This is a genomic window from Acinetobacter sp. V110_1, from assembly GCF_031798975.1.
Taxonomy (GTDB): domain Bacteria; phylum Pseudomonadota; class Gammaproteobacteria; order Pseudomonadales; family Moraxellaceae; genus Acinetobacter; species Acinetobacter nosocomialis_A.
The window spans coordinates 24,136-42,730 of the sequence record NZ_JAVQNN010000014.1; the positions used below are offsets into that span (position 1 = coordinate 24,136).

At 36.6% G+C, this 18,595-nt stretch carries 18 protein-coding genes; 13 read left to right on the forward strand and 5 right to left on the reverse strand.

What is annotated here, in order from left to right:
- The first annotated feature begins 45 nt into the window (after window positions 1-45).
- The 5 genes from RMA95_RS03780 to RMA95_RS03800 all read left to right on the forward strand — a co-directional run bounded on the left by RMA95_RS03780 (window position 46) and on the right by RMA95_RS03800 (window position 3,877).
- A complete protein-coding gene (locus tag RMA95_RS03780) occupies window positions 46-1,020 on the forward strand; it encodes an acyl-CoA dehydrogenase (protein WP_311069627.1) in 975 nt (324 codons plus the stop codon).
- Window positions 1,008-1,802, forward strand: a complete 795-nt coding sequence (locus tag RMA95_RS03785; protein ID WP_263614120.1) for a PIG-L deacetylase family protein — start codon at window positions 1,008-1,010, stop codon at window positions 1,800-1,802. The genes RMA95_RS03780 and RMA95_RS03785 overlap by 13 nt, the downstream gene beginning before the upstream one ends.
- Complete coding sequence (locus RMA95_RS03790) at window positions 1,777-2,376, forward strand: bifunctional 2-polyprenyl-6-hydroxyphenol methylase/3-demethylubiquinol 3-O-methyltransferase UbiG (protein ID WP_263614119.1); 600 nt, start codon at window positions 1,777-1,779, stop codon at window positions 2,374-2,376. Before RMA95_RS03785 ends, RMA95_RS03790 begins: the two co-directional genes overlap by 26 nt.
- Window positions 2,373-3,017: a glycosyltransferase gene (locus RMA95_RS03795; RefSeq protein ID WP_311069628.1), complete on the forward strand. Its 645-nt coding sequence runs from the start codon at window positions 2,373-2,375 to the stop codon at window positions 3,015-3,017. Before RMA95_RS03790 ends, RMA95_RS03795 begins: the two co-directional genes overlap by 4 nt.
- A gap of 389 nt (window positions 3,018-3,406) precedes the next feature.
- Window positions 3,407-3,877: an AnBLUF65 family BLUF photoreceptors gene (locus RMA95_RS03800; RefSeq protein ID WP_263614117.1), complete on the forward strand. Its 471-nt coding sequence runs from the start codon at window positions 3,407-3,409 to the stop codon at window positions 3,875-3,877.
- On the opposite strand, the gene RMA95_RS03805 is transcribed toward RMA95_RS03800, so the two are convergent.
- Window positions 3,874-4,200 (reverse strand): hypothetical protein, encoded by a 327-nt coding sequence (locus RMA95_RS03805; protein WP_263614116.1) that lies wholly within the window; start codon window positions 4,198-4,200, stop codon window positions 3,874-3,876. The genes RMA95_RS03800 and RMA95_RS03805 overlap by 4 nt on opposite strands.
- 698 nt (window positions 4,201-4,898) lie before the next feature.
- Complete coding sequence (locus RMA95_RS03810) at window positions 4,899-6,050, reverse strand: alpha/beta fold hydrolase (RefSeq protein WP_263614115.1); 1,152 nt, start codon at window positions 6,048-6,050, stop codon at window positions 4,899-4,901.
- A 370-nt stretch (window positions 6,051-6,420) separates the two neighbouring features.
- On the opposite strand from RMA95_RS03810, the gene gltS reads away from it, so the two are divergent.
- A complete protein-coding gene (gene gltS, locus RMA95_RS03815; RefSeq protein ID WP_263614114.1) occupies window positions 6,421-7,656 on the forward strand; it encodes a sodium/glutamate symporter in 1,236 nt (411 codons plus the stop codon).
- Between the two features lie 210 nt (window positions 7,657-7,866).
- The gene (locus tag RMA95_RS03820) at window positions 7,867-9,702 is read left to right on the forward strand and encodes a monovalent cation:proton antiporter-2 (CPA2) family protein (RefSeq protein ID WP_004707961.1); all 1,836 of its coding nucleotides are present in this window, start codon (window positions 7,867-7,869) and stop codon (window positions 9,700-9,702) included.
- Between the two features lie 139 nt (window positions 9,703-9,841).
- Here the strand turns inward: RMA95_RS03820 and RMA95_RS03825 are convergent, their stop codons facing one another.
- The 3 genes from RMA95_RS03825 to RMA95_RS03835 form a co-directional block, all read right to left on the reverse strand.
- Window positions 9,842-10,675, reverse strand: a complete 834-nt coding sequence (locus RMA95_RS03825; protein ID WP_311069629.1) for an SDR family oxidoreductase — start codon at window positions 10,673-10,675, stop codon at window positions 9,842-9,844.
- A 36-nt stretch (window positions 10,676-10,711) separates the two neighbouring features.
- A complete protein-coding gene (locus RMA95_RS03830; RefSeq protein WP_311069630.1) occupies window positions 10,712-11,110 on the reverse strand; it encodes a DoxX-like family protein in 399 nt (132 codons plus the stop codon).
- A gap of 198 nt (window positions 11,111-11,308) precedes the next feature.
- Window positions 11,309-11,947, reverse strand: coding sequence for a TetR/AcrR family transcriptional regulator (locus RMA95_RS03835; protein WP_311069631.1), 639 nt, complete (start codon window positions 11,945-11,947; stop codon window positions 11,309-11,311).
- 583 nt (window positions 11,948-12,530) lie between these two features.
- Here RMA95_RS03835 and csuAB point away from each other — a divergent pair.
- The 6 genes from csuAB (at window position 12,531) to csuE (ending at window position 18,550) form a co-directional block, all read left to right on the forward strand.
- Window positions 12,531-13,067, forward strand: a complete 537-nt coding sequence (gene csuAB / locus RMA95_RS03840; protein WP_002049140.1) for a Csu fimbrial major subunit CsuAB — start codon at window positions 12,531-12,533, stop codon at window positions 13,065-13,067.
- A 73-nt stretch (window positions 13,068-13,140) separates the two neighbouring features.
- Window positions 13,141-13,689, forward strand: a complete 549-nt coding sequence (locus RMA95_RS03845; RefSeq protein ID WP_311069721.1) for a spore coat protein U domain-containing protein — start codon at window positions 13,141-13,143, stop codon at window positions 13,687-13,689.
- A 4-nt stretch (window positions 13,690-13,693) separates the two neighbouring features.
- Window positions 13,694-14,212 (forward strand): spore coat U domain-containing protein, encoded by a 519-nt coding sequence (locus RMA95_RS03850; RefSeq protein WP_311069632.1) that lies wholly within the window; start codon window positions 13,694-13,696, stop codon window positions 14,210-14,212.
- A complete protein-coding gene (gene csuC / locus RMA95_RS03855) occupies window positions 14,206-15,039 on the forward strand; it encodes a Csu fimbrial biogenesis chaperone CsuC (protein ID WP_311069633.1) in 834 nt (277 codons plus the stop codon). Before RMA95_RS03850 ends, csuC begins: the two co-directional genes overlap by 7 nt.
- Window positions 15,036-17,534: a Csu fimbrial usher CsuD gene (csuD, locus tag RMA95_RS03860; RefSeq protein WP_311069634.1), complete on the forward strand. Its 2,499-nt coding sequence runs from the start codon at window positions 15,036-15,038 to the stop codon at window positions 17,532-17,534. Before csuC ends, csuD begins: the two co-directional genes overlap by 4 nt.
- Window positions 17,531-18,550, forward strand: a complete 1,020-nt coding sequence (csuE, locus tag RMA95_RS03865; RefSeq protein ID WP_311069635.1) for a Csu fimbrial tip adhesin CsuE — start codon at window positions 17,531-17,533, stop codon at window positions 18,548-18,550. Before csuD ends, csuE begins: the two co-directional genes overlap by 4 nt.
- The last annotated feature ends 45 nt before the right edge of the window (window positions 18,551-18,595 follow it).

The following is an 18,595-nucleotide window of genomic DNA, read 5'->3' on the forward strand; positions in this document are numbered from 1 at the left end:
TTTGTAATGAATATTAGAATATCTATAAATATGACTGTCTTGAGTATGTTGAGTGAATTCGAGCATGCTCAGGCTGAAAACAAAAGTCAGCTACGCCAAGATTTGCTTCGCGAATTGGTAAGATTAGCTAAAAATTTACCCTATCCAGCTTCAGGTCAAACCTATCAACGGTGGCAAATGTTTGCTCAAGTGGCAGGGTATGATTTAAGTCTAGCTAAATTATTTGAATCACATTGTGATGCCTTAAGTATTTTAAATGAGCTTGGCTATCAAGATGAAATAGATGATCAGACTTGGGCCGTATGGGCAGCAGAGGGTGGGCCAGCACCCGTACAAGTAGAGAGCAATCAGTGTAGTGGTATAAAAACTTGGTGTTCAGGTGCTGAGTTTATTCAAAAAGCTTTAATGAGCTATAAGGACAAGCAAGGCCAAGCACAGCTTTGTATTGTTGAATTGGCTCATCCTTCGGTTCAAGTTGACCTCAGCCACTGGCAAGCAGTAGGCATGCAGGGAACTCGAACAGCCCAAGTACATTTTGACAATACTCCAGTTACTGCTATAGGTCAGCCAAATCGCTATTTGGAACGTCCAGGGTTTTGGCATGGTGCCGCTGGCGTCGCTGCGTGTTGGTATGGTGCGGCGGTACGCTTAGTCAGTTTTTTACAGAAAAGCTGCCAAACCCATCCAAACGCATTTAAAAAAATGTACTTAGGAGAGCTAGCTCAACAGCTCTCTGTAACTAAGCAGTATTTTCAATATGTTGCCAAGCTTATAGATGACGAGCCTATGCTCAGCCATGAGCGTGAAATCCGTATATTACGTGCCCAAACAGAACAATGCTGCCAGAGTGTTATTCAACTCGTTGGCAAAGCTTTAGGTGCACGGCCTTATTGTGAAGAAGCTATATTTTCACAGCTCATTGCTGATTTGCCTGTCTTTATTCGACAGAGTCATGCAGCTTTTGACTATGAGTCTATTGCAGAGCTCTGTTTGCCGGAGAAAAGCTTATGGGAACTTTAACGCATCCCTTGGTCGAAGACCGCGTGATTTCAGGTGAAGGGACACCGAAGTTCAGGTGGCTAGAGGCATTTAAAAATCATCCGTTAGATGGGCTGAATTTACAGTTATTTCAATCTAAACGAGTGGTGATTGTCGCGCCGCATCCCGATGACGAAGTGCTGGGTTGTGGTGGTTTAATGCAACAGCTAGTCAAAGAAAATTGTCACCTTGTTATTGTGGCTGTCAGTAATGGAACACAAAGCCATCCGCACTCAACAAAATACAGTCCAGATGAATTAAACGATTTACGGCCACAAGAAACTTTAGCTGCTTTAGACAGTCTTGGTGTGTCAGATTTTTCTGAACGAATTGCTTTAAATCTAACGGATGGTCAGATTCATTTACAGACTCATCAGTTGACTCAAGCGCTCAGCAGAATCGTTCAGCCTGAAGATATTTTAATTTGTAGCTATGCACTTGATGGCCATCCTGACCACGAAGCCGTTGGAAAAACGGTACAGGCCTTTGCAAAAGCTCATCAGTTACTCTGTCTACATGTATTGATTTGGGCATGGCATTGGGCAGAGCCTTTAGACCCACGTATTAATTGGTCCAAAGCAAAAGCTTATGCCTTAACTGAAAACCAATTAATTAAAAAACATCAGGCGGTTATGCAATTTAAAACACAACTTGAAGCCGATGAAAGCACAGGAAATTCCGCAGTTTTGTCTTCAAGTGCAATTAGCCGTCTTTTAATGCCTTATGAGGTATATCTGAGTGACTCATTCTCGTATGTATTTTGAGGAGTTGTATCGTAGTAATAATGATCCATGGGGCTATGATTATCACTGGTACGAAGCCCGTAAAAGACAAATCTGCCTTGCATTATTAACACGACCACACTATCAAAATGTTTTAGAAATTGGCTGTTCAAATGGGCATTTAAGTGTTCATTTGGCAAAGCGTGCGGCTCATCTTTTATGTATAGATGTGTCTGAGCATGCCGTTCATTTGGCGACTCAGCGATTACAATCATTTGAGCATGTAACTGTTGAAAATAGAAAAATACCTGAAGAATTGTATGAACAAAAATTTGACCTGATTGTGATTAGCGAAGTGGCGTATTACCTCACATACGATGAGTTAGATGAGTTCATTAAAAAATTAAAGCATGCACTAAACCCAGAAGGGGAAATTTTGTGTTGCCATTGGCGACATGATATTCAGGATTTTGAATTGAATGCCCAAAAAGTCCACCAAAGCTTTCAGCAATATTTTCCATTTCATCACTATTTAAGCCTAAACGATCCGGACTTTATGGTCGATGTTTGGACGGTTAATCCTTCATCAACAGCTCAGCGGGAACAATTACGATGAAAATAGGTGTTGTAATTCCAGCGCATAATGAAGAGCAACATTTGCCAGCCTGTTTGCAGTCAATTCAGGATGCGATAGAGAAAGTACCGGATGAACAAGTCGAGGTCATGGTTGTACTTGATAGCTGTACAGATATGTCGCGTTTAGTTGTACAGCGTTACGGAGTAAATTGGATTGAATGTGATTATAAATGCGTTGGCAAGGCTCGGGACTTAGGCATTCGCCAACTCATTCAAAATGGAGCAAGCTGGATTGCCTGTACAGATGCCGACACTATAGTTAGTTCAGACTGGTTAAGTTGTCAAATTCGATATCAACCTACCGATGCAATTTGCGGTATTGTCACTTTAGATGATTTGAGTCATTTATCGGCTCAAAAACAAAAAAAGTATTTGTCTCATTATCAAGACTGTATGGATCATCATCATATTCATGGTGCAAATTTAAGTTTTAGTGCTGCTGCTTATATGCAGGTGGGTGGTTTTGAGTCGATCCCATGTCATGAGGATGTTTCACTGATTGAGAAACTGACCAGACATTGCTGCAATATTACTTGGAGTAATTTAGTGCGTGTAACCACCAGTAGTCGACTAGAAGGAAGAGCACCTGAAGGTTTATCAAAATTTTTAGAAAATCTTTAATTAATATTACTTTCTTAAGTTTATTTTAATAATTGATTTATATTCTAAACTCATATCCTCTGGTATACATTTGTTTCAGTGTTCATTGCGTTACATCTTTTGCCACATCACCCGATGTGGTTTTTTTTATTAAAAAATAACCAAACTGCGACTTGTAATGTTCAAACAACTCAACAACCGTACTCTATATTTAGCACGATAAAACAAAAAATCTAGTACTAGGGATTTAATACATTTTTTAGTCTTGGGAGTTTGAGCGAAATTTTGGCTTTTTATGAAAATACCTAAAATTATGATTTTTATAAGAAAAAATATAAAGTAATTCTAAGAAAGGTGTGTTAATTTGAAAATTAAATTAGTAATGAAATTTTAAATTTCACGGAAGTCTTATGAACGTTCGACTGTGTTATGCCAGCCAACGAAATGAAAATAATGAAGATTTGCTACAAGATTTGCGTGATATCCTGACTGAAGCTCGTGATTTCAACGATTTAAACGAGATATGTGGGGTGCTGTATTATGCCGATAATGCATTTTTTCAATGTTTAGAAGGCGAAAAAGAGATTGTTGAAAAGCTATTTGAGAAGATTCAAAAAGATCAAAGGCATTACAATATTAAATGGTTGTGCACATATTCCATTGAAGAAAACTCTTTTCAACGTTGGTCAATGAAATATGTGCAACGCAATACAAATATTGAGGCTTTCTTTCTTGGCATGGGAGAGAATACCTTTAACCCAATTTTGCTGAATCAACAAAATCTCAAATTTTTCTTAAATGAACTATTAATTGCAGAGCAAACTAAAATTAATACGGTTAAGAAAGTTGGAATGGTTAATCGGGGAGTAAACCCATTCTAGCTATTTGAAGCTATACCGATATGGATGTGCTTGAGTTTAGGTACAATTTTAGTCATGACTAAATATACAATCATTGAGACCGAAAGCATCCATATCACTTCTAAACTTTGGCTAATCACAAACATTGCCCAGTAAAAAAAACTAAAAAGGGCTATACACAGTCCACTACCTTTGTAGTACCACGTAATAAACATTCCGAAGAGTGCCGAAGAAATTAAGAGATTAAGCGTCTCGTTCATTCCTACATAATTAAAGAAAATAATTAGTAAGCACAACGCTAACATTGATAGTAAATATACAAATATATTTTTTGCGATAAACATTTTCTATATCCTATCTGAAGATTTTAAAAGGTATCTTTCCTCTGTTTCCAGAGGAAAGATAGTACATATTAATTTTTTGAGATTCTTTTTCTATTATTAAGAGTTTTTATATTAATAAAGATGACTTTATCATTTTCTCCAGATCTCTTTATTAATATTCAGCTTTCTATTTAATAGTAAAGATTGCTTATATGTAATGAAATTAATTATAGGAAAAACAATCATTTGTGTTGTAAGCTTTGGCTTACATAGTTGTGAGAGATTGCCTACATTTGTATAAAAAATGATCTAATTTTACAAAATTATTTGATTTGAAATTGTTATATTACAGTTATTTAGTTAAAAATATTGTTGAGATGAGCTTTACATAAATAACAAAAAGTAACATCGTCTTTAGAAAGCTAATTTTAAAAGTTAAATTAATTATTTGGCGGGAGCTATTTGGATTTAAAATTTTTTAACATTTGATAAAATGTTGTTTTATGAAAATAATTTTTTAATGAATAAAATTCATATTTTTTGAGTATGCAATATATTAAATAAGTGAAGGAGCGTAATGTTTTAAAAATCTAACTTGTAAATTGTGATAAGCAAGTGAACATGTTATCAATCAATAAAATGATATAGAAGAATGAGTTAAAATTTGAATTTTTAACCAGCGTAGAGATGACTACGCTGGCTTACTTTTTTGACTAGATTTAATCTGAACGTGTAGCTAACCAATTACTCATTTCAGGCCAAACAGAACTTGGAGCTTGGCTACCAGAAACAACACCCATATGGCCGCCTGGAACCACTTTAAAAGTTTTATCTTGGCTACTAATTAAATCCATAAGCGGTTTCACTGCGTCGGCGGTCACAATAATGTCTGTATCGCCCCCTACAGCTAACACTGAACAATTAATATCTTTTAAATAAGCTGTAAGTTCGCCAAATTTGATTACACCTGTTGAGAGTTCATTATCTATCCAGAAACGTAGAATGATATCGCGCATCACACCACCCGGATACGCCAACATATTGTCGATAAATGAACTAGACGTAGCATGGTCAACAATAAATTCACGGTTATCAAGATTTTTAAAAAGCTGCCAATAGGTTTTTAAATTTCCAATCGGGTCAGTTAGCTTAAAGCCAAGCGTGTTTTGCCAGCCATGAATATGAAACACTTCACTTGGTACATGTTGGCGAATACGGAAAGGGGTGTGCTTACGAACCCACTGTGCAGGTTTAGTCAAGCTGCCATAGAGTTTACCCATATAACCTGCTTTATGGGTGTCGATAGGTGAAGCGAGAATAATCAGATTTTTAATATCTTTATCTTTAAATAATGCGGTATAGCAGAGTGAAAGTGCACCGCCTAAACTCCAGCCATGTAATGAAAGCTGCTGTTGTCCACTATGTGCACGGACTTGCTTTAACATTTCAGGCATAAAAACTTTAATGTAGGTGCCAAAATTGTATTTTGCTTGGTGGCGGGTTGGTACACCCCAGTCTATTAAATAGACATCAAAACCTTGAGCTAAAAAGTAACGTATAAGGCTGCGTGTAGGGAATAAATCGTAAATGAGCATGTTCACTGCCAATGGCGGAACAATCACTAACGGTACGCGGTGTTTATGTGTAGGAGCTTCAGTCTCATTTCTATAGTGACGTAAACTCATAATCTCATGCTTATAAATCACATCAAAAGGTGCTTTTCCTGACAAGGCAATTTGAGGACCTCTAAAAAACAGATCTGATGCATTGGTTAGCATGTGAGGTAATTTCTGACCAGCATGCTTTTTAAGAGATGTTTTAAGCGACTTCACTTGAGGAACATTCTGTCGAACTTTAAGCAATAAACTCATTGAATATAAAACCTATAAAGATGTTGCCCAGAGCAAATAACGAGCTGGTCTTTGAGGCATATTAACGGTAATGAAAAGCGAGTTCAGTGACTTAAAAGACAGTATTTTCTGCTTAAGATATCAAAACATAAAGATCTTTAAATTGGGATTTTTATTGATTAAATTGTTGATTCTAGTAATTAAATAAATATTTTTAGAAAATTATTTATAAAATATTTAAAAATTTAAGCTATTTTTAAGAATACTAAAAATTTATTGGTAGGGTAATTTTGTAAAGTTTATTTGTGTTTTTTTTACATATTAAAAAATAAAATATAATTATTTTACAATCGATTAGGAATGTAATCAGAAAGTAGTCTATGTAATATATATGGAATTTGTATTTAATGGTTTTTATACACTAATTTCGGCGGTCATTGTTTTATTGTTGGGCCGCTTTCTTGTCAATCGGATTGATTTTTTAAAACGTTATAATATCCCTGAACCTGTAGCGGGTGGTTTGGTTGCTGCTGTAGTTTCTTTACTCGTCCACACTTTGTGGGGGTACAGCATTGTTTTTAGTAGCGAATTACAAACTAGCTTTATGCTCGTGTTCTTTGCTTCAATTGGTTTAAGTGCCAATTTTATGAAGCTTAAAGAAGGTGGTACTGCTTTAGTCATCTTCTTAATTTGTGTGGCCTCATTTATTGTTGTGCAAAATGCTGTAGGTATGAGCCTTGCGACTTTATTGGGTCTAGACCCACTGATTGGTTTGATTGCAGGTTCAATCACTTTAACGGGTGGTCATGGTACAGCAGGTGCATGGGGTGAAATCTTAGAAAGTCAGCATGGCATTCAAGGTGCTTTAGCACTGGGTATGGCGAGTGCAACGTTTGGTTTGATTATTGGTGGTGTGATTGGTGGTCCGTTAGCTAAATTACTCATTAACCGTTATAGCCTTGCTCAACCGAAAACTAATGCTGAAATCCAACATCGCGATACGCATGTTGAACAAAATTCAGATGACCTGGCGCCGTTTGAAAACCCGCATCAAGTTCGTTTAATTACAGCCGATAATGCAATTACCACGCTGGGTATGTTTGCAGCGTGTTTGGCGTTTGCTGAGTTTATGACTGGCTTTAGTAAGGGAACATGGTTTGAGTTACCAACTTTCGTTTGGGCACTTGGTGGCGGTGTAATCTTAAGAAATATTTTAGAAAGTGTGTTGAAAATTGATATTTTCGACCGTGCGATTGATGTGTTTGGTAATGCATCTTTGTCGCTTTATTTAGCAATGGCATTGCTTTCATTAAAGCTTTGGCAACTTGCCGACCTAGCTGGTCCGCTTGTGGTGATTTTGGGTGCTCAAACATTGACCATGGCTTTATATGCAGCATTTGTGACGTTCCGCGTTATGGGCAAAAACTACGATGCAGCAGTGTTAGCAGCAGGTCATTGTGGTTTTGGTATGGGTGCAACACCAACAGCCGTGGCAAATATGCAAGCGATTACCAACATGTATGGTCCATCGCATAAGGCATTTTTAATTGTTCCGCTTTGTGGTGCATTCTTTGTCGATTTAATTAATGCAACGGTTATTCAGCTCATGTTGAAATTTGTTGTTTAATAAAAAAAAGCCCGTAAGGGCTTTTTTTACGAGTGCTTAATTATGAACCTGAAAAAAGATATATATTTTTTTTCATATGGGTACTCTAAATTTTCATTTTCGGACGATTGAAGCCATTTTGTTTTTAGGATACTTCTTCTCAAAACTAATAATCGCCCTTAAACATGCTTTCACATAGAATGAATTGCAGATAAATAAAATGAGAAATGTATGAGCTCAGAAGCACATTCAATTAGCTTGGTTGCCCCCGTAGTTTTATTGGCAGCGGCTGTCATTGCAGTCCCTATTTTTAAACGTATTGGCTTGGGTTCAGTATTAGGTTATTTAATTGCGGGTCTGATTATTGGCCCATTCGGTTTTGCCTTTTTTCAAGATTCCACCGCAATTTTACATATTGCCGAATTAGGAATTGTGATGTATCTATTTGTGATTGGTTTGGAAATGCAACCATCGCATTTATGGAGTCTTAGACGCGAAATTTTTGGCCTTGGTACACTACAGATCATCATTTGTGCGCTAGCTTTGACTGGCGTTGGGTTGTTATTTGGTTTTACTTGGCAAGTCGCTTTTATTGGTGCGGCAGGGTTCGTCTTAACCTCGACTGCGATTGTGATGCAGTTATTGGGTGATCGGGGTGATTTGACTCAGCCACGTGGGCAAAAGATTGTAGCCATCTTACTATTCGAAGATTTACTCATTGTGCCATTGCTGGCTATTGTTGCTTTTATGGCACCGAATCATGTGGTCGAAAGCACATCGGTACGTCTAGAAAATATAGGAATTGGTTTGCTCGCAATTGCAGGGCTTATTGCGGCAGGATATTGGTTACTTAATCCGTTATTTAGACTATTGGCCGCTGCTAAAGCCCGAGAAGTCATGACTGCGGCTGCTTTATTGGTTGTGTTGGGAGCGGCGTTACTCATGCAAGTCAGCGGTTTGACTATGGCAATGGGTGCTTTCTTGGCGGGTGTACTTTTATCTGAATCAACCTTTAGACATCAAATTGAAGCTGATATTGAGCCATTCCGTGGAATCTTACTGGGCCTATTTTTCCTTGGGGTCGGCATGTCATTGGACTTATCAGTGGTTGCTCAAAACTGGCAACTCATTGTAAGTGGCGTAGTGGCCCTGATGTTTGTTAAAGCGCTCATGATTTATATTGTCGCTCGAGTAACCAAAAGTCCTCATACAGAAGCATTAGACCGCGCTTTACTGATGGCTCAAGGGGGAGAGTTTGCGTTTGTACTTTTCTCTGCTGCATTAAGTGCCCAAGTTATTGATAGTACTGTTAAATCTAACTTAACTGCGATTGTTGTACTTTCAATGGTATTGACTCCAATTGTCGGTATTATTTTTAAACGATTTACTCAAGCTAAAGCAAAGGTTTCATTGGAAGACATCAATATTGCTGATGGACTAAGCGGTAGTGTTTTAATGATTGGCTTCGGGCGCTTTGGGCAGGTCACCAGTCAATTACTGTTGGCAAGAGGCGTAGATGTCACCATTATTGATAATAATACCGACATGATTCGAAACGCTGAAAAGTTTGGTTTTAAAATTTATTATGGGGATGGCTGTCGCCTAGATATTTTACATGCTTCCGGTGCTGCAACAGCACAGGCGATTGTGGTGTGTGTAGATAGTAAGGAAACGACTAATCGAATTGTTGAATTGGTTACTCACGAATTTCCTTTGGCAAAATTATTAGTCCGTTCATATGACCGTGAGCATTCACTGCATTTAGTCAAACAAAAAGTAGACTTTATGATCCGTGAAACGTTTGAATCTGCGATTAAGTTTGGTGGAGTGATTTTACAAGAACTTGGTGTAGATGAAGACGAAGTAGAAAGAATTACCGAGGAAATACGCGATCTTGATAATGAACGCTTTGAGACTGAAATCGCAGCAGATGACGTAAATGCAGGAGTAGGTATGCAATATACCCATACTTATCATCCAAGACCAACTGCACCATTAATTCGACCAAAGCGGGAAGGACGTATTCTAAATAAAGATAATGCCTCAGAGAATGAGGGAACTGATTAGTTATAACGCTCAGTAATGGCTTTAAAAGAACTTTTACTGAGCTTTTCTATAGGAGGAAGTACCTAACAACGAAGTCCTCCATTTACCAATCAAACTGGCTTACTTTAGTAAGTTAAATGGCTAATCATATTAAGTTAAACTAGAGATGCTCTAAGGCTGTGCCTTTAACAGGATTTCTGCGCCAGTAGTAAGGCTGTAAAAATCTAAGGAAAAGTTTCCAAGGTGTTATCCATGCGATGCGACGGTTAGCTTTTTTATTTTGAATAATTTGTTTTGCTAAATACGCACAAACAACTTCAGGTGGGTCAATTACAAAGAAGAATAAGCGTTTCATCTTTTTCCAGTTTTGTATATTGCCATGGGTCCAAGATGAAACTAACAAGTCGGTTGCCACCATACCGGGACTAAGAGTGCCAGTTAAAATAGAGGTCGACTTAGTCTCTTTATAAAGCGCTTTACTAAAATAACTAACCGCTCGTTTGGTGGTTGCGTAAGGAGTCATTCCAGCACTCCATTCGCCGTTGCTTCCCCAGCCTTCCATATTAAAAATTTGACCATGACCCTGTTTGAGCATGCCTTTTAGAGCCACTTGAGAACCAAGCATTGTGCCCAAAATATTCGTCGAAATGGCTGCATTTAATTCATCTGGCTGAAGGTTAATAAACTCTTTTGTTGGGTGGCAGCTGCCTGCGTTATTAATCCATACATTGACTTGTCCAAAATGCTGAATTGCTCCATCCCATAAGGCTTGTACATCCGTAATTTGTGTCACATCACAGCATAAGCCAATAAAATTCTCTTTATTGAATTGAGTTTCTAAATGAGAAAGAGCATGGTGAAGATGCTCCGTGTTCCGTCCAGCAATCACAACTGAACATCCCAGATCTAAAAAAGCGTGGGCGAGTGCTAAACCAATACCTTTTGTGCTTCCAGTGATAACTACACAGCCAACTTCACGACTAGATAAACTCATTGAAATCTCTATAAATTTTTTAAAAACTTAACGCTATTAAGCAGTTTTATGAAAATGAGTTGTTTGCTCTTTTAATAAAAGCAAATAGATAATTGATAAACTTATCATCGAAATATTCATTACGATAGGGTTATAAGGCGAGATAAGTGTAGATGGTTTTAAAACACCAATTAAAAGCAGTAAGCCGAATAAACCTAAAATACTTAAATAGTGAATGTATTTATGAGTAGAAAAAAGAAACAATAAACCAAAAATAATTTCAGCTATACCGCTGGCGCGCCCTGCAAGTTTTGCATACTCAAAAGAAAGTCCGATTGTTTGCCATACAAAGATTTCGTCAGAGTTAATAAAAATTAGTTTAGGAATGAGTCCTTGATAAATCCATAAAAAAGCGAGCACAAAGCTTATAAATTTTAATGCTTTAGCATTATTCATTAAGATTCTCTAAAAGTTTGAAATTTCAATTTTGATCATTGCGACTATTATGTTTTGATTTAATTTATTCTTCAACAGAAAATAAGATGAGCTTATTTTTCAATCATTTCTTATGGTTATTTTTTAACAGTAATGTCGGAATAAGATAGGAAGATTTTATATTAAAAACATAGGAGAAATGCTCCTATGTTTTTAATCTTATGGTTCACTCACTAATCTTGATATATTTTTTAAAAGTATATTTCTTAAAAATTGTTTATAGCATTCATCTGTATTTTTGTTCGAATGTTGAACTAAATAACCGTTAAGTTGTGTAATTATAATTATAGCTCTTTCTTTATATTCTTCTGATGATATTTCATTATGAATAGGGAGTATGATTTTATATATAAGTTCAAAATTATACTTTTGTATCATTGACAAAGATTCATGTGCATAAGGTAAATGGTCAGAAATAGAAAAGACCTCTTTAAATGTATGCGTAATGACCGGTTGTTCTATTTCGTATATTATATTGGTGATAATATTCATAAACCGATGCAAGGGTGGTTCATTTGCATTTAAATTAATTAAAATTTCAATCCGTTGTATGTAGTCACAAATTAATTTATCGAGTAAAGCTTTTAATAAAATATCTTTATTTTGAAAATAATGCTGCAAGGTGCTTAAACTAATATTTGATTGAGCTGCAACTCCTCGCATGCTAAACCCAGAATAACCTTTAGTAATAAAAACCATCTCAGCATTTTTTAAGATTTGCTTTATTCTTTCTTGACCTTTTAGTGTGGTAAAGGACTTCTTTATTTGCATAGTATCAAAGGTATCAATTTTGATCATTATCCCGCCTGTAAGTACTATTTAAAAAAAGGCATTCTAAACCATGAAATTAGAAAAATATAAATAAAATATTTAAATTCTATTAAACTAATTATAGGTCGCATGACCCATAATTTTTTTATCTCGGTCATTTGACCCAATTTAAAATTTAAAAATAGGTCGAGTGACTTGGTTTTGTTTCTTTAGAAATGGTTTAAATAGGTCGGATGACCTATTTAAAATAGAGTAAATAGTATGCAATTTTTTTAAGTTTATAAATAATTGTATTTCAATGAATATTGACTAATTTTTATTTGGTTAATGATATTTATTTTCTTTATTTTTTTGAGTTTTTTTTAAAGTAGGGGTGGGTATTTAATTGTGTATTTTTATAGGTATTAAAAAAAGAATTTTAAATAAGTAAACATAGTCTTTTTGTAATGTGTGTATACAAGTTAAATAATTGTTATTAAATTGTGAAAGGAATCACACAATAGTAAAAGGTAGTTTGTTTTATATATAAAACAAATTGGACATATTTTATTTATTACGTTTGATTCATTTTGTTCTACAAAATTAATCATTATATATGTAGGTTATGAATATGAAAAACATTCAGAAATCACTTCTTGCAGCATTAATAGTTGCTGGTTATGCAGTAAATACTCAAGCGGCTGTTACTGGACAGGTTGACGTTAAATTAAATATCTCAACAGGCTGTACTGTAGGTGGTAGTCAAACTGAAGGGAATATGAACAAGTTTGGTACTTTAGATTTTGGTAAAACTTCCGGTACTTGGAACAACGTATTAACAGCTGAAGTCGCTTCAGCAGCAACAGGCGGTAATATTTCTGTGACTTGTGATGGCACGGATCCTGTTGATTTTACAGTTGCAATTGATGGTGGTGAACGTACAGACCGTACTTTAAAAAATACTGCTTCTGCTGATGTAGTTGCATATAACGTTTATCGCGATGCTGCTCGTACAAACCTTTATGTTGTAAACCAGCCACAACAGTTCACTACAGTGAGTGGCCAAGCTACAGCAGTACCAATTTTCGGTGCAATCGCTCCAAACACTGGCACAGCAAAAGCTCAAGGTGATTATAAAGATACTCTATTAGTTACTGTAAATTTCTAAATATAAAAATAAATAATTAATTGAGTGGCAGGTTTGCTTAAAAGTGAGTGAACCTGTTTTAAATGGAGGGAAGATGGTATTCAATCGCGGTTCTATATTTATAATTTCTTATTTTTTAGTTTCTTCATTAAATGCGGGTGGGATTGGAGCTAAATTAACAAATCAAATTGAATTATTACCTTCTTGTTCTATCAATAATAAAGTTGTTGAAAATAATGCGACAAATTTAAATTTCGGAACTGTTGATTTTGGTGAAACCTCGACTGGTTTTAATGGGGTGATCGACGCAACTTTAGTAAATAATGGAAACTCTGGATTGCAGATAGAGTGTGCTGGTATTTCTACTGTAAAAATAATATTTGGTTCTGGAAATAATGATAGTAAAGTTCCTGCTTCATTTTTACAAAATTATTATCATGCATTAAGTAATGGTAGAGATTTTGTTGCTTATAACTTGCTCTATGGTTTAAATAAACAGGTCATTAGAGCGAACGATGCTTTTATTCTTAATGATATGAATACTAAAAATAATATCGATATTTTTGGTCAAGCCATACACGATGGTGGACGTATATCTAAGGGTGAGTATACAGATATAGTGCCAATTACAATTGAGTTTTAAGAAAATGAAATATTTTTATTTTAAAGCAATATTATTGCTATCTGTAAGTCCATTTATATATGCGGTAGATCCTCAATTAAATTCTAGTTTTAAAGTTCAAGCTAAAATTGAAAATGGATGCTCAATAGATAATATCGAACAAAAAATGGATTTTGGTCAGTATTCAGCTTTATCAAAAGATAAAGTCATTTCCAATATTATAAATAGCAAAGAATCTTGGAATATTCGTTGTACAGAAAGTTTACCTGTTAGTATTTCTATAGATGGTGGTGAAAATCTACAGAATAATGTAAGACGCATGAAAAATGGTTCATCTTCGAATTATTTACCTTATAAATTATATAACTCTAGCAGTTTTTCTACTGAATATATTGTTGGTAATAAATATTTATTGCCTGCTACAACACCTACAAACCGTCTGGCAAATTTTGAAATATATGGTGTCGTTAATTTAGAAAATAATAATGAACCACATACGGCCGGAATTTATAAAGATACTGTTTCAATAATGATTACATGGTGATTTGTATGAACAATTCTGCATTTATTAAAAATGGCATTTTAAAATCTTTTTTATTTGCAAGTACATTATCACTTGTTACACCTGTGATGGCACAAGCAACTTTTTTAATTTGGCCTATTTATCCAAAAATTGAAGCCAATGAAAAAGCAACTGCGGTTTGGCTCCAAAATACTGGCAAGACCGACGCGATGGTACAAATTCGGGTGTTTAAATGGAACCAAGAAGGCTTAAAAAATAACTATAGCGAGCAATCAGAAATTATACCTAGTCCACCTGTAGCTAAAATTAAAGCAGGTGAGAAGCACATGCTTCGTTTAACCAAAAGTGCCAATTTGCCAGACGGCAAAGAACAGTCATATCGTTTGATTGTAGATGAGTTACCGATTCGCCTGTCTGATGGAAACGAGCAAGACGCCTCTAAAGTGAGTTTCCAAATGCGTTACTCCATTCCGTTATTTGCCTATGGAAAAGGTATGGGTAGTGGTTTAACTGAAGAAAGCCAAAAAGCGAATGCAAAAAATCCTTTAGCCAAACCGGTTTTACAATGGTCAGTCCGCAACAATGCCCAAGGTCAGTCTGAGCTATATTTAAAAAATAATGGACAGAAATTTGCTCGCCTTTCGGCACTTAAAACTTCAAAAACTGGCCATGATATTTCTTTAGGGAAAGCTGCTTTTGGCTATGTTTTATCGAATAGTACCGTGAAGTTTGCTATCGATAAATCGACTGCAAATGAGTTGTTAAAAACTTCTAAAATTTATGGTGTTGATAGCTCAGGCATAAAACAAGAGTTGATCGAAATTAGCAAAATGGAGGATCCAACATGATCCTTCGGCATAATAATTTATGCAAAAGTATTTTACTAATTTTGTTGTCGGGTGGATGCTTAAATATTCCAAATATTGCTTTTGCTGGCGATTTGCCTCCACCACCAAAAGATATTAACGAAATTAATCAACTGTTTAAGCTATATCTAGACTTGGTTGTAAACCAATATTCAGTGCAGCAGGTTGTACCTGTTATTGTTAAAAATGATGAGTACTTCATACAAAAAAACAAGCTGATTGATGAGTTGGAAATTCAAATTCCTCAGGAGCTACTGACAAACAACGACACTACTTTAACCAATCAAGATATCTTAACTTTGGGGTTTAGTGGTGATGCGAGTGACTGGATATCTTTAGATAAGTTGAAAGATGTAAGCTATGAATATCAATCATCAAATCAATATTTTAAGCTTAACTTTCCACCTGCTTGGATGCCGACTCAAGTTTTGGGTAAAGACTCATGGTATAAACCTGTCGTTGCTCAGTCGGGTATAGGGCTGCTCAATAACTATGATTTTTATACTTATAGACCGCATCAGGGTGGATCAACCAGTAGTTTATTTACAGAACAGCGCTTTTTCTCTCCGTTAGGGGTCATTAAAAACTCTGGGGTCTATGTCAAAAACCAATATAAAAATGAAGGTAATACCGAGTCACTAGACAATGACGGCTACCGTCGTTATGACACATCTTGGCAATTTGATAACCAAAAGAATGCTACGTCTTTTGTACTGGGTGACATTATTACTGGTAGTAAAACGACTTGGGGAAGTTCTGTCCGTCTGGGCGGTTTTCAGGTACAAAGAAACTATTCAACCCGACCAGATTTAATTACTTATCCCTTACCACAGTTTATTGGGCAAGCTGCTTTACCAAGTACAGTCGATTTAATTATTAATGGGCAAAAGACCAGCTCAACAGAAGTACAGTCTGGTCCGTTTATATTAAATAATGTTCCCTTTATTAATGGTAAAGGTGAAGCCGTTGTTGTCACGACCGATGCAGTCGGACGTCAGGTTACCACTGCCGTACCGTTTTATATTTCTAATACTTTGTTAAAGCCCGGCCTATTTGACTATTCATTATCCTTAGGGAAAATTCGTGAAGACTACGGACTTAAAAATTTCTCTTATGGAAAGTTTGCAAGTACAGCCGACGCCCGTTATGGGGTAAATGACTGGTTTACCGTAGAAGGTCGTACTGAGCTTTCCTCAGACTTACAGTTATTTGGTGCAGGGTCTGTACTCAAGCTTGCAAACTTAGGTGTGCTGAGTGCTTCTTTTAGCCAAAGTAAGGCCGACAAATCTATGTCTGAAGATCGCACCAAAGACTTAGAGGGTAAGCAATATACAGTCGGGTACAGCTATAACCGTAATCGCTTTGGTTTTAGCATTAACCATAACCAACGTGATGATGAATATACCGATCTTTCACGGCTGCAATATAGCAATTTAATTTCGGTCAATAGCAATAAAAGCTTAACGGCCAATACTTACTTTGCAACTAAAAACTCAGGAACCTTTGGTGTGGGTTATATTGATACCAAAGCAAATGACTTTAAAAACCGCTTTTTAAACTTGTCATGGGCACCTGTTTTACCGACTTATATGAATGGGGTGACCGTTTCATTAAGTGCTAACCGTGATTTTATTGAAAAAGAGTGGAGTGCTGCATTTCAGCTTTCGATACCACTGTTCCAACGCAACGCGACTGTAAACTCGGGTTATGCATTTAATAAAGAGGGCGATACGGGCTATGTTAATTTCAACCGTTCTGTACCATCTGAAGGTGGTTTCGGTGTCGATTTAACCCGACGCTATAATGAAAATAGTGAAGATTTAAATCAGGCACGAGTCAATTACCGCAACGGTTATATCAATACTGACTTTGGTATGTCTGGAAACCATGACTATAACTACTGGTTTGGTCTATCAGGTTCACTTATTTATATGGCAGGTGAGGTATTTGCTTCAAACCGTTTAGGCGATTCTTTTGCATTGATCGATACCAACCAAGTACCGGACGTTTTGGTTCGATACGAAAACAGTTTAATTGGCCGCAGTAATAAAAAAGGACATATTTTTGTGCCATCGGTGACGCCTTATTATTCGGGTAAATACAGCGTCGACCCAATCGACTTACCTTCAAACTTCACCATCACACAAGTTGAACAACGTATTGCTGCTAAACGTGGCTCGGGTGTTGTGATTAAGTTCCCAGTTCATCAGTCTATTGCCGCCAATGTTTATTTAACTCAAGCAGACGGCAAACCTATGCCTGTTGGTTCTGTGGTGCATAGAGCTGACCAAGAGTCGTCTTATGTGGGAATGGATGGCATTGTCTATTTAGAAAACTTAAAACCGAACAATACCGTGACTGTTCAACGTTCAGATCAGAGCGTATGTAAGGCAGATTTTTCTGTAGATGTAGAACAAGCCAAGCAACAGATTGTGGTGGTTAAGCCTGTTATGTGTCATGAGGTATCTTTACCATGAATATAAAAACAAAAAAATTACTTCGCCATTTATGTATTTTTTCTGGACTGATGCTGGCTGGAAATTTGGCTCATGCTGCATGTAGTGTGAGTGCTTCGGGTTCATCTTCTATTTCGGTTCCGTCTATCTATTTAACGGAAAACGGTGAAAACTCTTCACAGTTTAATTCGGGTTTGTCGTGTACGGGTTTTAGCTTGGCTTTGGCGAACATGACCTATTTAAAATATCGGGTTGAGCAAATGTCGAATTCATTTACCAATGCTCAAACTGGTGAAAAACTCAATGCTGTTATTTTAGACAGTAACAATGAAATCATTAGTTTAGGCCAAGAAAAAGACATGAGTAGCTTTACGCTGGTCAATCTTTTTAGTGGGCCAGATGGCAACTTGCCTTTCTATATCCGCCTTCCGGCTGGGCAAAGTGTATCACCGGGTGTGTATCAAGCTGACTCACCATTAAAAGTAAAATGGTTTTATTCTGTACCCGCAGTTGCGATTGTGGGAATCGGGGTCTTCTTTGAAAGCCCAGGATTTAGACGTGGGGCATTAGGAATTGGCTTTAATTGGGGAAGTGGAGCAGACTCGCTTGGTTCACTCTCCATTACTGTGCTTCCGGACTGCCGAATTTTAACGCAAGACGTAAACTTTGGTACGGCCGCTTTTGCTTCTAAGCTTGAGCCTGTGCAGTCGTCTATGGGAATACGTTGCTCTGTAAATACGCCATATTATGTGAGTTTAAATAATGGGCTTTCCCCGCAAAACGGCAACCAACGAGCGATGAAGTCACAAACGGGAAATACATATTTAAAATACGATATTTTCAAAAACTCATCGAATGATCGATGGGGTAGTGGTAACGAGCGTTGGTCGAGTTTAAATGCGACTCTTAACCCCGGTGTACATAACGGAGTGACGCAGCAGAGCTATGTCTTTACCACAAAAATTGTCGATGAAAATGCAGACACAGTACCAGCGGGAACGTATCAAGATACGGTTACGGTACAAGTCGAGTTTTAAAAGCTGATTTATATAGAAGATAAAAGCTCAGTTCATGGGCTTTTT